Source organism: Cognatundibacterium curvum, from assembly GCF_014284235.1.
In the GTDB taxonomy this organism is placed as follows: Bacteria; Pseudomonadota; Gammaproteobacteria; order Burkholderiales; family Burkholderiaceae_D; genus Undibacterium; species Undibacterium curvum.
Window position 1 is genome coordinate 155,994 of record NZ_JACOGD010000008.1, and the last position, 13,382, is coordinate 169,375.

11 protein-coding genes are annotated in these 13,382 nt (G+C 54.8%); 4 read left to right on the forward strand and 7 right to left on the reverse strand.

The window, feature by feature from the left end; genetic code table 11:
- Window positions 1-35: 35 nt before the first annotated feature.
- The 3 genes from H8K43_RS15590 to pxpB are packed head-to-tail and all read right to left on the reverse strand — an operon-like array spanning window position 36 to window position 2,413.
- Window positions 36-764, reverse strand: coding sequence for a 5-oxoprolinase subunit PxpA (locus H8K43_RS15590; RefSeq protein ID WP_186904682.1), 729 nt, complete (start codon window positions 762-764; stop codon window positions 36-38).
- Window positions 721-1,692 carry a 5-oxoprolinase subunit C family protein gene (locus tag H8K43_RS15595; protein WP_186904683.1) on the reverse strand — a complete coding sequence of 324 codons (972 nt, stop codon included), beginning with the start codon at window positions 1,690-1,692 and terminating at the stop codon, window positions 721-723. Before H8K43_RS15595 ends, H8K43_RS15590 begins: the two co-directional genes overlap by 44 nt.
- Window positions 1,685-2,413, reverse strand: coding sequence for a 5-oxoprolinase subunit PxpB (pxpB, locus tag H8K43_RS15600; protein ID WP_186904684.1), 729 nt, complete (start codon window positions 2,411-2,413; stop codon window positions 1,685-1,687). The genes H8K43_RS15595 and pxpB overlap by 8 nt, the downstream gene beginning before the upstream one ends.
- A gap of 137 nt (window positions 2,414-2,550) precedes the next feature.
- Between pxpB and H8K43_RS15605 the strand changes: the two genes are divergently transcribed.
- On the forward strand, window positions 2,551-3,771 hold the full coding sequence (locus tag H8K43_RS15605) for an exonuclease SbcCD subunit D C-terminal domain-containing protein (RefSeq protein ID WP_186904685.1): 1,221 nt from the start codon (window positions 2,551-2,553) through the stop codon (window positions 3,769-3,771).
- Window positions 3,768-7,730 carry an SbcC/MukB-like Walker B domain-containing protein gene (locus H8K43_RS15610; RefSeq protein ID WP_186904686.1) on the forward strand — a complete coding sequence of 1,321 codons (3,963 nt, stop codon included), beginning with the start codon at window positions 3,768-3,770 and terminating at the stop codon, window positions 7,728-7,730. The genes H8K43_RS15605 and H8K43_RS15610 overlap by 4 nt, the downstream gene beginning before the upstream one ends.
- Before the next feature lie 53 nt (window positions 7,731-7,783).
- On the opposite strand, the gene H8K43_RS15615 is transcribed toward H8K43_RS15610, so the two are convergent.
- Window positions 7,784-8,977: a glycerophosphodiester phosphodiesterase gene (locus H8K43_RS15615; RefSeq protein WP_186904687.1), complete on the reverse strand. Its 1,194-nt coding sequence runs from the start codon at window positions 8,975-8,977 to the stop codon at window positions 7,784-7,786.
- A gap of 320 nt (window positions 8,978-9,297) precedes the next feature.
- On the opposite strand from H8K43_RS15615, the gene H8K43_RS15620 reads away from it, so the two are divergent.
- Both H8K43_RS15620 and H8K43_RS15625 read left to right on the forward strand, forming a co-directional pair.
- The gene (locus tag H8K43_RS15620; RefSeq protein ID WP_186904688.1) at window positions 9,298-9,615 is read left to right on the forward strand and encodes a DUF2322 family protein; all 318 of its coding nucleotides are present in this window, start codon (window positions 9,298-9,300) and stop codon (window positions 9,613-9,615) included.
- A 119-nt stretch (window positions 9,616-9,734) separates the two neighbouring features.
- Window positions 9,735-10,487 (forward strand): substrate-binding periplasmic protein, encoded by a 753-nt coding sequence (locus tag H8K43_RS15625; protein ID WP_186904689.1) that lies wholly within the window; start codon window positions 9,735-9,737, stop codon window positions 10,485-10,487.
- A 15-nt stretch (window positions 10,488-10,502) separates the two neighbouring features.
- On the opposite strand, the gene H8K43_RS15630 is transcribed toward H8K43_RS15625, so the two are convergent.
- The 3 genes from H8K43_RS15630 to H8K43_RS15640 all read right to left on the reverse strand — a co-directional run bounded on the left by H8K43_RS15630 (window position 10,503) and on the right by H8K43_RS15640 (window position 13,324).
- Window positions 10,503-11,036 (reverse strand): hypothetical protein, encoded by a 534-nt coding sequence (locus H8K43_RS15630; protein WP_186904690.1) that lies wholly within the window; start codon window positions 11,034-11,036, stop codon window positions 10,503-10,505.
- A 117-nt stretch (window positions 11,037-11,153) separates the two neighbouring features.
- Entirely contained in the window at window positions 11,154-12,761 is a 1,608-nt protein-coding gene (locus tag H8K43_RS19205) for a methyl-accepting chemotaxis protein (RefSeq protein WP_186904691.1), read from the reverse strand.
- A gap of 314 nt (window positions 12,762-13,075) precedes the next feature.
- Window positions 13,076-13,324: a hypothetical protein gene (locus H8K43_RS15640; RefSeq protein WP_186904692.1), complete on the reverse strand. Its 249-nt coding sequence runs from the start codon at window positions 13,322-13,324 to the stop codon at window positions 13,076-13,078.
- Window positions 13,325-13,382 lie beyond the last annotated feature (58 nt).

A 13,382-nucleotide genomic window follows, 5' to 3' on the forward strand; every position in this document is an offset into this window, starting at 1 on the left:
TTTTGAGTTCTATATCTATTTTTTTGAATTCAGCGTCAGCCAGCATCCAGCCAGTCACGCAACTGCCGAGCCAGTGCCAGCGCATGCGCACCATCACCATGCAGACACAGGGTATCGACTGCCAGCGTCAAGCTGCTGCCATCATGCGCGGTAACGCTGTGATGTTCTACCATTTGCTTCGCCTGCGCCAGCGCCTGTGCATTATCCGTGATCACGGCAGCAGCCAGCTGACGCGACATCAGGCTGCCATCCGGGTTATAGCGGCGATCGGCAAAAGCTTCCTGCGCAAACGGCATGCCAGCTTCACGCGCAGCGGCAATCAGCGCGCTGCCCGCCAGGCCGACCACGCACAAATGTTCGCCAGCGGCACGAATCGCACTCACCACCACCCGCGCCAGCGCCAGATCACGTGCTGCCTGGTTGTATAAGGCGCCATGCGGTTTCACATGCACACATACGGCACCTTCTTCAGCGCAGATCGCCTGCAAAGCACGGATTTGTGCACTGACCTGTGCGTACACAATCTCGGCCGGTAACTGCATTTCCGAACGCCCAAAATTCTGCCTGTCTTCAAACGAGGGATGCGCGCCGATTTTCACCCCCAGCTTATGTGCAGCCCTGACTGCCGTGCGCATACTGTCGGCATCACCGGCATGTCCCCCGCAGGCGATATTGGCGGAACTGACGCAGGCCAGTATCGCCTCATCATCGCCGCAGCCCTCACCCAGGTCTGCATTCAGGTCTATGCCCCAATCCTTTGCCATATAAACTCCATTCCATACGGTATAACTCTTGTTCCCATTGTTTTCTGGCCAGTGCCGCGCCGTCCCTGTCGGTCGGTACAAAGCAAAAGCGCGCACCGCTCTGAGCCTGCGCCAGTTTCCACATATCGGCCGCAATCACCGTCGCGATACGCGGATAGCCACCCGTCGCTTGCGCATCGGCCATCAGTACAATGGGCTGACCGGAGGGCGGCACCTGCACCACACCGGGAAACACTGCATGCGAAGGTAAATCCTGTTGCACACTGCGCTGCAAGGGTGTGCCTTGCAAACGAAAGCCCATGCGATTGCTCTGCGGACTGACCTGCCAGGCGGCACTGAAAAAATCATCTTGCGCAGCGGCATTGAACTGTTCAAATTCCGGACCGCGCAAGACACGGATTTCCGGCGTCCAGCTGCGCTGCAAAACGCCCACGCGTGGGCCACCCACATAGGCCGGGCCAGTGGCGAGCCAGTCGCCATTCCTGAGTGCCCGGCCATCCAGGCCACCCAATTTAGCGGCAAAATCGGTAGAGCGTGATTCCATGACGGGCGCAACATCAATCCCCCCATCGACCGCCAGATAGGCACAGCGCCCGCTGACTGGCCCCTGCAAACGCAAGACCTGGCCAGCACGAATCTGCGAACGCCAGCCGTTGGCAATGATCTGGCTATGATGACTGCCTTCTATACTGGCCTGAAACACAGCGCCGGTCAGCGCAATCCAGCTGTCGCGGTGGAAGCGTATCACCACCGGGCCAGTCATTATTTCCAGACCGGCAGCACCGCCCGCATTTTGCACCAGCCGGTTAGCCTGCCACAAGGCAGCCGCATCTAATGCGCCAGCCTGCGCCACGCCCAGATGACGAAAACCGTAACGTCCCTGATCCTGCACACTGTTGTGCAATCCTGCCCTGACCATCTCAAGCATCAGCCACTCCTTGCGTAACCGGGACAAAGCGCACCAGATCGCCACTTTGTAGCAGACTGGGTTCTGCGCGTGCCGGATCAAATAAGCTTAAAGCGGTACGCCCTATCAATTGCCAGCCACCCGGGCTGGCAGCCGGATAAATGCCGGTCTGCGCACCACCGATACCAACCGAGCCAGCTGGCACGCTGAGCCTGGGCTCAGCCCGGCGCGGTGTGACCAGCGATTCAGGCAAACCACCGAGATATGCAAAGCCCGGCTGAAAGCCCAGAAAATACACCCGGTATTCCGCCTCGCTATGAGCGGCAATCACCTGCGCTGGCGACATGCCGCAATGCGCGGCAACCAGCTCCAGATCAGGCCCATCCTGACCGCCATACTGCACCGGTATCTGCACCAGCCTGGCAGCAGACGCTGTGTGCGAAACAGGATTAGCGGCGGTACTCTGCGTTTGCCATTGCTGCTGCAAGGCGGACAGCATTTGCTCAGGGTCATAACGCCTGATGTCGAAGCGTACGCTCAGATTATTCATACCGGGTACCACCTCGATGATGCCTGGCTGTCCGCGCAAGCTAGCGGCCAGTGTCCAGCAGATTTGCTGTATCTCCAGGGTGGCAACAGGCTGAGCTGCCGCTTGCAAAACAGCGACATCCTCTCCCAGCAAATAGGCCTGCACCGGCGATTTGCCACTGCGTGCCGCCACAGTCTGTCTTTTGGGTACCATATTCTGCTTTCAGGTCGGTCCGGTGTAAGCCGAGATGCTAACAGAGCCCCTGTGCTTTTGGCGCAGCTTTAGCCTTATTTGCCGGACGCATGCGAAAATAGCCGCTTTGGCTGGCTCCGTTTTCACAGGAAATCCCTTTGCGACTTTTACATACTTCTGACTGGCATCTGGGCCAGACTCTGCAGCAATTTGACCGCAGCGCGGAGCATCAGCATTTTTTGGACTGGCTGTGCCAGCAAATACAGGCGCAGGACGCCGATGTACTGCTGATTGCGGGCGATGTATTTGATACAGCCAATCCCTCGGCAGCGGCGCAGAAAATGTTTTACCGTTTTCTGCAGCAGGCCAGAGCAATACAGCCGCATCTGCAAATTGTCGTCATCGCGGGCAACCATGATTCGCCGGGACGGCTGGAATCAGCCCTGCCTTTGCTGGAGCAATTCAACACCCATGTGATCGGCTTTGTACCGCGCCTGCAGGATGGCAGCATCGATCTGGACAAGCTGATCCTGCCTCTGCGCGACCGCCACGGAGTCACGCGTGCTTATGCACTGGCACTACCATTTTTGCGTCCGGCCGATGTGCCGCGGGTGGACGATGCGCTTGATCCGTATATGGCGGGCATAGGCCTGCTGTACCAGCAAGTGCAACAGCGTGCGCTGGAATTACGCAATGAGGATCAGGCAATCGTGGCACTCGGCCATTGTCATCTGGTCGGTGGTCAGGTTTCTGCCGCATCCGAGCGCAGTATTGTGATCGGTGGCAGTGAGGCTTTATCAGCCAGCATTTTCGACAGCAGCGTGGCCTATGTCGCACTCGGCCATCTGCATCTGGCACAACAAGTCAGCCAGCAACAGCACATACGCTATTGTGGCAGTCCGCTGGCTTTATCGTTTGCTGAAACTGATTATCTGCATCAGATACTGTGTGTTGATCTGGCCGGTGCGCAGCTTGCCAACGTGACGCCGCTGCCAGTGCCGCGTGCTGTGTCTATGTTGCGCGTGATGCCGCAGCCAGCGCCGCTGGCTGAGGTACTCGAAGCACTGTGGCAACTCGATTTGCCGGCGACAGACTACCCACCGTATCTGCAGGTACGGGTACGTTTGCAAGAACCGGAACCTGCGATCCGCAGTCTGGTTGAACAGGCACTGCAGGGAAAGACGGTACGCTTAGTCCGCATAGAAGTGGCTTATGCGAAGGCAAACAATGACCCGGATGCGCAGAGCGCGCCGCAAGAACTGGCGCAGCTGAACCCAGCCCAGATGTTTGAACGCCTGTATCAAAGCCGTTATCAGGAAGCCCCCTCACTGGAATTACGGCAGGCATTGAATGAATTAATGCACGGAGCCGCACAATGAAAATACTGGCGATCCGTGGCAAAAATCTGGCTTCACTGGCCGGAGAATTTGCGCTTGATTTTCAACAGGAACCGCTGGCCTCGGCCGGTTTATTTGCGATCAGTGGCGCAACCGGCGCTGGTAAAAGCACCCTGCTCGATGCGCTGTGTATGGCCTTGTACGAAAACACGCCACGCCTGCTGCGTGCGGCCGCTGGCAAGGTTTTGCCGGATGGCGAAGACCTCATTTCCCAGCAGGATGGTGGCAATCTGTTACGCCGTGGCTGCAGTGAAGGCTATGCCGAAGTCGATTTCGCTGGCATCGATGAGCAGCACTACCGCGCGCGCTGGAGCATCAAGCGTGCTTACAACAAAGCCAGCGGCAAATTGCAGGCCGCCAGCATGAGCCTGCACAAGCTGCCGGAGCTGACGCCAATAGGCGGAAAAAAAACCGAAGTCAAAGAAGAAATCCGTTTCAGGATAGGCCTGGAATTCGAACAGTTCACACGCGCCGTGCTGCTCGCGCAAAATGAGTTTTCCGGTTTTCTGAAAGCTGAAGACGATGAACGTGGCGCACTGCTGGAAATGCTGACCGGCAGCCAGATTTACCGCGATATTTCGCGCCGCGCCTTTGAACGCGCCAAGACCGAACGCGAAGCACTGGATCGCCTGACACAACGCCTGAGCGACAATGCCGGACTCAGCGATGAACAGCGCGCCGCACTCGATCAACAACTCACAGACAGCCAGCACACAGTACAGCAACTGAATAGCCGCAAAGAACAGGCGGACGCTGCCTTGCGCTGGCTGGACACCGCACAAACACTGGCTGCGCAGGCAGAGCAGGCAGACAGCCAGGCGCAGCAAGCCTCGCAGGCATGGCAGGCGGCACAGCCGCGCCAGCACACGCTGAGCCGGGTGGAGCAGGTGCAGGCGGCGCGCCCCTTAGTGCAGCAGGCAGAACGCGGCCAACAGCAATACCAGGTCAGCGTCCAGCGTCTGCAAGACATACAGCGGCAACGCGAAGCCACGGCACTGCGCAGCAGCACAGCCCAACAACAGCTGGAGCAAGCACAGGTCGAGGCACAACAAGCGCTGACAACTTGGGAGCACAAGCAGCCGGAGTTACAACAGGCGCGTCAGCTCGATACGGAGATTGCACAGCAAGCGGCGCAGTTACAGCCGCTGCAGCAACGTCAGCAGCAGCAAAGCAGTACGCTGCAGCAGGCCACACTCAGCCTGCAACAACAGACCACACACCAGCAACAATTACAGCAACAATTGCAAGACAACGCGCAATGGTTGCAGCAGCACACACACTGGCAAGCGCTGGTCACAGTCTGGCCTCTGGCCGACCGCGTATTGCAACAGGCCGCAGAACAGCGCAGCCGCTTACTGGCGGATCAGCAAACGCTGCAGACACTGGAGCTGCAACTCAAGGAGCAGCAACAGCAATACGCTCATGCGGCAGAACAGGCGCAGCAAGCCGAACAGGCACTGCAACTGGCACAAACGGCGCGTGAAGCAAGCCTGCAGGCAGTGGCAGCGCTGGATCAGCAGGCATTACAGCAAACAGCACTACAACTGGCGCAGGAAAAACAGCAACTGCAGGAGGTCCGTCTTTACTGGTCACAAACGCAGCAAAGTACCCAGCAGTTACAGCAGCTGGAACAACAACTCAGCCAGGCACAACACACACAGCAGCAAAGCAACGCACAACTGCAGCAAGCACAAAGCGAACTGCCGACACTACAAGCCGCCACACACCAGGCACAGCAGGCATTGAAGATCGTCGAAACCGCCTGTGCTCAGGATGTGGAAAGTTTGCGCGCTGGCCTGCACGATGGCGAAGCTTGCCCTGTGTGTGGCAGCGCCAGTCATCCGTATGCAGCAGAGGGTCAGCAAACCCGGCTGCATAATGCGCTGACAGGCTTGCAGTCAGCGCTGGACGCCTGTCGCCAACGTGAAGCCGCCTGCCGCGATCAGATCACTATCCTGACTGCGCAACTGAAGCACGGCGCACAGCGACTGCAAGAGTTACAGCAGGCAGAAACAGCAGCCAGACTGACCCACAGCCAACTACAAACACAGTGGCAGCAATTACAGCACCTGCGCTGGGTGTTGTGCCAGCCACAGCCTGATGCCAGCTTACCCGATGTGGAACACAGCGCGCAGATTCAGAGCTGGCTGGATCAGGCGCAAATGCAGTGGCACCAGCAGCATCAGCAAGTGCAGCAACAAGAGCTGCAATGGCAGCAAGCCAGCCAGCATCATTCTCAACAACAGGCAGCATGGGAGCACCAGCAACAACGGCAGATACAGTGCCGCGAACAACTAGGCCAGATCGGTCAGGCACGCGAGCGCTTAAGCCAGCAACAACACAGTTTGCAGCACCAGTGCGTACAGGACGCAGCACAAATACAGCAAGACTTAGCGCAAATCGATGCAGCCATGCAGAGCGCGCTGCATACGGCCGAAGCGAGCCAGCAAAGCGCTACGCCGACATGGCAAATGCAGTGGCAAGTGCAGTGGCAACAGGCCGCAGCTGAGATCCATGCACACTGCCGCACCCAGGTCGGGCAGTGGCAGCAAACCCAGTTGCAGCAGCAAGCGCTGGAGCGCAGCCTGCAGGACGCCAGCCATGCACGTGATCTCGCGCAACAACAGCAAGAAGCGGCACAGCAAGCGCTGCAACTGAGCACGCTACAAACGCAGGAAGCACAGGCCCTGCTGCAGCAAAAACAGCAGCAACGTCTGCGCTGTCTGGATGGACAAGCGACTGAGGTCGTCGCACAGACGCTGCAACAGCAAGTACAACTGAGTCGTGAACAAGTCGCACAACAGCAACAACAGGCACAGCATCAACAGCAGGAATTAATCCGTTTGCAGCAAGCAGCTGAACTGCTGCAGCAACAACAGCAAGAAACGCAGCTAGCCTGGCACAATGCGTCAGAAGCGCTGGATACCTGGCTGCTGCAACACGCGGACTTACTCCTCACTCAAGCTGTTGAGGATGACAATGAAAGCAGCACTACGCAAGTCAGTCAGGATGCAGCATCGCCTGCTTTGCCTGCTTTGGCTGCCTTGCATGCACAGTGTGCACACTTGCTGCACTTTGACGGCGACTGGATACAGGCAGAAAGAGATGCACTGCAAGCCATCGCCAGTGCGCGCTTGCAGGCTACTACCATCCTGACTGAACGACGCCAGCAAGTCGCACAACATCAACAGTCTATGCCCGCCTCCCCGCCATCATTTGAGGCTGACAGCCCACACCAGGCGCAGTCAGTGCATACAGCAGAGCACCCGGAAGCACAAACGCTGGAGCAGGCATGGCAAGCCCATGCGGGCAGCCTGCAACAGCAATGGCAGCAGGCGCAGCAGGCCTACAGCGAGCTACTGGCGCAACAACGTCAGGATGATGCACGTCGCATGCATAACAGCAGCCTGCGTCAGGAATTGCAACAGCAGTCCACACAAACCCGCTTATGGGAACAGATGCGTGAACTGATCGGCTCTGCTGATGGAAAAAAATTCCGTAATTATGCGCAGCAAATCACGCTGGATGTATTGCTGGCCTATGCCAATCGCCATTTACAACAACTGGCGCGACGCTACCGTCTGCAACGCATACCGGATACGCTGGCGATGATGGTGATTGATCAGGACATGGCAGATGAACAGCGTTCGGTGCATTCGCTATCAGGCGGTGAATCCTTCCTGGCTTCGCTCGCACTGGCACTGGGTCTGGCGTCTTTATCGAGTCAGCGTGTCAAAGTCGAATCTTTATTTATCGATGAAGGCTTCGGCAGTCTGGATGCAGACACCTTGCAAATCGCCATGGATGCACTCGACTCGCTGCAAGCGCAAGGGCGTCAGGTCGGTGTGATTTCTCATGTACAGGAAATGACCGAACGCATTGCCACCCGCATTCTGGTGCAACGCGCGGCCGGTGGGAAAAGCGCCATCACAGTCAGTTGAGGCAGGCTGGCCAGCTAACACAGCTGTCCAGCCTAATCAGCAGATCAGCGCGATCAGCGTCCCATTTCTTTCAGATAGTCAGCGCGGCTGCTGAGTGCGGTGTCCGCAAAATCCGAGAACAAGCCATCTACACCCAAACGCAGGAATTGCAGATACTCCGCTTTAGGATCGCCTTTGTAATTCGCAGCTAAACGGCGCTGTTCATTACGGAAGGTGTATGGATGCACCAGCAAACCGGCTTTATGCGCATCGGCGATCAGGCTGCCCGGTGCCAGCGTGGTCGTGTCAGCATCATTGATTTTGCCATCGCCATTGATGTCCTGCAGCTTACCATCGGCACCGACTGTGCCCTTCACGCTCACGATGTAACGCTTCCAGGGACCGATGCCATCAGCATAAGTTTTGATTTCAGCCAGACCGGCTGGTGTGACCATATCAGAGAACATGCGTTTATCACCAGCCAGTGCCCAGTCATACGGTCTGTCATACGGCGCGGCATAAGTCAGGGCACCGGTTTTGAGATCGACATCATCCGCATCGATCAGCTGTATCAGGCGTACATTCAAGCCTTTCTTGCGCATTTCCTTCAGGCTGCCCGGCTCAAATGACTGCACCAGTATTGGCGCAGTTTTACTATTCCAGCCAGCTTTGTTAATCAGGTCTATCAGCTTGTCTTCCAGGGCTAATCCTAATGCACGATGGTAGCTCGGGTTCTTGGTTTCCGGATATACCTGGATAGTACGGCCAGTCTCTTTAGACTTAGCTTTGACCAGATCGATGATCTCTTGAAAACTCACGATTTTATACAAGCCATTGTATTGCTGAGGACGTTCAGCGTCGGTGGAAATGCCGCCCAGCGTTTTGATTTCTGCGAAAGTAAAATCGCTGGCGAACCAGCCAGTCTGTACTTCACCATCGACACTCACCGTTTTTTTGCGGGACGCAAATTCAGGACGTTTATCAACGTCAGTGCTGTAAGCCAGATTCGGATCATGGCGCGCAATCAGTACACCATCTTTGGTTGAAATCAAATCCGGTTCTATCGCATCCGCACCCAGCTCTATCGCCTTGACATAGGCTTCATAGGTTTCTTCCGGCAGATAGCCGGACGCGCCGCGATGCGCAACCACCATCGGTTTTTCGCCATCCAGCGTCAGCAAAGGGAGTGCTGGTGTGGAATTGCCGCCACATGCGCTCAGGGACAAGGCAGTAATTGCCAGCATGATTTTTTTGGGAGTAAAGGACATAGTCAGCGATCCGTCAGAAAAAACCGAACGATATAGAACAGTTGTGACGAGCAGATGACGCGATACGATTCTTTTGAAAAAACAGGGTTTCCACAAGCTTTGGATTAATCCGTGCAATATGGAAAAAAATGACTTTTATAAAAATGAGCATGAGTACGATGTGTCTCCAGTCATGCTACGTAATTGTTGTAAGCTTGCCCCTGCCCGCAGGGCAGGATAGCTTTGCGTGATCTCACAGCAGTGCCAAGCAGGAGCACTGCAAAACATCAGAAGCACGCTTACAATATGCCCCTTTCATCTTTACTTTTCGCTGACCGCATATGCAATTCTCAGAAATCTTATCCACCCTGCCCACCGTTGATCATCTGGCCGCCATCGCGCTGTATCAGGATGGTACTTTGCTGGCACGTATAGAAAATCAGCCTGGTTCGGCTGGCAGTGTGCGCGTCTATCACGCGCTGATCAATGCAGCATCGCAGATTGATCAGGTGGCGGCACAGCAGGGTCTGGCATGGTATGCCGAACACACTGCCGATGCGCAGCAGCACCCGGGCAAACATCCGAATATAGATCGCTTGCTGCAATTGTCGCAGGCCGCCCCGGGCAGCTTTTTTGACGCAGAACTGATAGAGAAATGAACTGACCTGCCTGTCCAGATAAGGACTTAATATCCAATTAAATTAGTCATTTAACATAGTCTGACTTGCCAAGTCCCCCACGTTCACCTAGAGTCAGACTATGTGACAGAAAGGGACTTATGAAGCTGATTTACTATGTTGCGTGCGGCTTAGCGGTATCAGCGACTGCGCATGCACAAACCCGTGCCTGTGGCGGCGAGAGTCAATGGCCGCCATTCTCTTATCAGGCCACAGGGAGTAATGAAGTACAAGGCATCTCTGCTGACGTATTACGCCAGGTCTTCCCCAATCCGCTCATCAAACTATTACCCTGGCTACGCTGTCTGACCGATATGCAGGCAGCTACGCAAATAGATATCGCGATGTCTACCTTAAAAAGCCCGGAACGGGAACAGATCTATTTATTCTCTCGCCCTTACTTTTCGCTGACTCCGTCTTATTTGTATGCAAGCCAGCGCTTTCCTTCTGCACCCGTCACTCAGCTCAGTGATCTGACTAAGTTTAAAGTCTGTGCCTTGCGCGGCAGCTATACCGCATACAGCAAGCTGCCCGCAGCCAGCATAGACAGTGGTGCGCCGAATTACGCGAGCCTGTTGAAAAAGCTCGATATCGGCCGCTGCGATATTCTGATCGATATGCAAGAGATTTTCGGCGGTTTCGCGCAATTAGAAATCCTGCCCTTTGACAGCGAGCGTTATCGCATTCTGCCTTTGCCTGAAACCAGTCGTGTGGCGCTGCATTATGCGGTCAGCAAATCCCATCCTGAAGGCCTTAAGCTGATTCATCAGATCGATAAACGCCTGGATGAAATGCAGCAATCGGGACAATTAAACCGCATAACGCGCAAGCATCTGGCTGAGCGCTCAAATTGAATGCATGCAGTCATTTCACCGCGATGCGCCTAAGGCCTGGCGTGGTGGGAAGCGTAAACTGTATTGAAATTCGCCATCTGGTTTCATTGTTGAACGCAGTGCATCCAGTTCATTAAGTAAAGCTACGAACTGCTCTGGCCTGATCTGCGGGCCCAGCGTCACTTGTATTTCATAGGTATGCGGCGTATTCGCCACCTCTTTCCAACTCTCTTTTTGTATATCGTTTTGCGTTCCCTCTATCTGCAATTTCACTTGCCGGAACTGCGTGACATCAAACGGGCTGATTGCAGTATGCCGGAAGATCACGGCGGCCAGCGCCTGCATCAGCGCCGGCTGACTATCCCGGATCAGGATGCTCTGGGACAGCACGGGCTGCTGTTGCGGATAATTCTGTCCATACAAATCTTCCAGTTGAAAACGGCCAGGTAACACAGTGGCTGCTGTAGCTGACTTTGATGCGCTGGCAGCAGCGGGTTTGCGCTCACAGGCAGTGGATGCCAACACTGTCAGTAACACCAGCAGAGTAGCTAAACTTCGGGAAGCAGACATGATGGAAACGCGCAGGCTGCGTCAAAAATAAAAAGCGCAACATACCATTTTCGCGCCAGCTGCGCCAGCCTGACAGCTGCGCAGCAAGCAAACAAGGTAGTGGTCGCTGATCAGCGATCAGGTGCGCAGCAAAGCCAGGTTTGAACCAGCTTGCTGCTGCATCTTAGCCGCTGCCGGGAACTGATTCTGCAATTTAAACACACTGACCACCTGCACCAGCTCTTCTGCCTGATCCTGCAAGGATTGGGCCGCGGCAGCAGCCTGCTCCACCAGCGCCGCATTTTGCTGAGTCACGCCATCCATGGTGATAATTGCCTGATTAATTTGCTCTATGCCGATTTCCTGTTCACGGCTGGCGGCAGTGATTTCACTCATAATGTCAGTCACCCGTTTGACGCTGTTGACCACTTCTTGCATGGTACTGCCAGCTTCGCTGACAAGACGATTGCCCTGCTCTACATTTTCTACAGAATCTGTGATCAGCACTTTGATTTCCTTAGCGGCAGCAGCAGAACGCTGAGCCAGATTACGTACCTCTGATGCGACCACCGCAAAGCCCCTGCCCTGCTCACCGGCACGTGCAGCTTCAACTGCCGCATTCAGTGCGAGGATATTGGTTTGAAATGCGATGCCATCAATCACGCTGATGATGTCAACAATTTTTTGCGAAGAGCTGTTGATCGAGCCCATGGTATCGACCACGCGCGAAACGACCTCCCCACCTTTGACTGCGATCTCTGAGGCGGACAAGGCCAGTGTATTGGCCTGGCGCGCATTGTCGCCGTTTTGACGTGTGGTGGAGGTCAGCTCCTCCATAGAAGATGAGGTTTCTTCCAAAGAGCCGGCCTGTGCTTCAGTACGTGCGGATAAATCCATATTGCCGCTGGCAATTTCAGTTGATGCGGTAGTGATGGTTTCCGTCCCCATCCTGACCTGATGTACGATTTGCTGAAGATTGCCACCCATTTTTTGCAGCGCCTGTAACAGATCCCCGATTTCATCCTGAGAATCAATCCGGATCTGACGCGTTAAATCACCTTCTGCGATTGCATCTGCAAAACCTACCGCCCTGCTGAGCGGGGCAGAAATCGAGTTAATCAGCCAATAGCGCATGCCCAGCGCCAGACACAGTCCCAAAATCACCGCAATGCCGGCAATCCAGCTAAAACTGCTGAATGTGGCCTGACTTGCCTGGTATTCCCGCTTTGCCTCCCTGAGCTGCAACTCCAGTAAGTCATCCATGTTTTTTTTGACGGCTTCAAACTCAGTCCGCATCGCCCCCCGAAACAAGTCAGCGGCTGCTTTTTGGTCTTTTTGCTGCAGAGTGGCTAAGGCCGGAAGTAATCCGCGCTCAAGAAACTGCTTACGGCTTTGGCTAAATTGGTCCGCCAGTAGTTTTTCTTCCGGGGTCAGATAGGTCGCCATATAATCGGCCCACTCTTTATCTGCGATCTCTTTATTTTTTTTGACGGCATCAAGATGAGGCTGTATCGCATCCGGTTCGGCCGATAAGGCTGAGGCGACTTCAATCTGATTGCGTAAAATGGCACGTATTACTGCGTCAAGCTGTCCCATCGCGATCAATCTGTCGTCATACACCGTTTGCACTGCATGATTAGATTGACGCAAGCCTATGAATCCACCAATGGCAATCAGCACCAGCAGCGCACCCAGACTGAGCATGGCAAAATTCAATCTGGCGCGTATGGATATATTCCACATCATTCTTCTCCGTATAAGAATTACTATAAAAAGATATGTACTTACGAAGCAGTAATGCTGCCTGCACCCAGCTGGCTGGCGGGTGTAAGCCGGCGGGCATACAGTGCTCAGTGAAATATGTGCAGACGGCAAACAGACAGCCTGACGCTTCCGGACAGGTTATCGGCAAGGAAGAACGTGGGATTCAATGTAGCAGAAATTTCTGCAGATAAAGGTTCACTTAGGCCAAATTAACAGAAAGAAATGTTATTTAACATTTACAAAAGTGAAATGCCGTGGCAATCAATCCACATACAAGGCTTTAGCGCAGGGAATGATTACTTACTGCGTGCCTTATTGCTACGTTTTGCCGGTACATGAGGACGTGAGGCATGGCGCTGATCGTAAATCGTTTGTGCATCCTGTACCGCGCGCTCGAGCGTACGCATCGCAGGGATGTCATCGTGTAAGGTGAAAAAGTCATTCGCCTGGGCGCGCATCACATATTTGATCGCAGCTTCATCGGACAAATCAAAATTTTCTGTCATTAAGGTGGTGACTTCATCCAGATATTCTTCGTAACTCATGCTCATCTTCATTGCTCCGGTATATGCTGAGGGATCAGCATTGTACCCGTATGTCAGA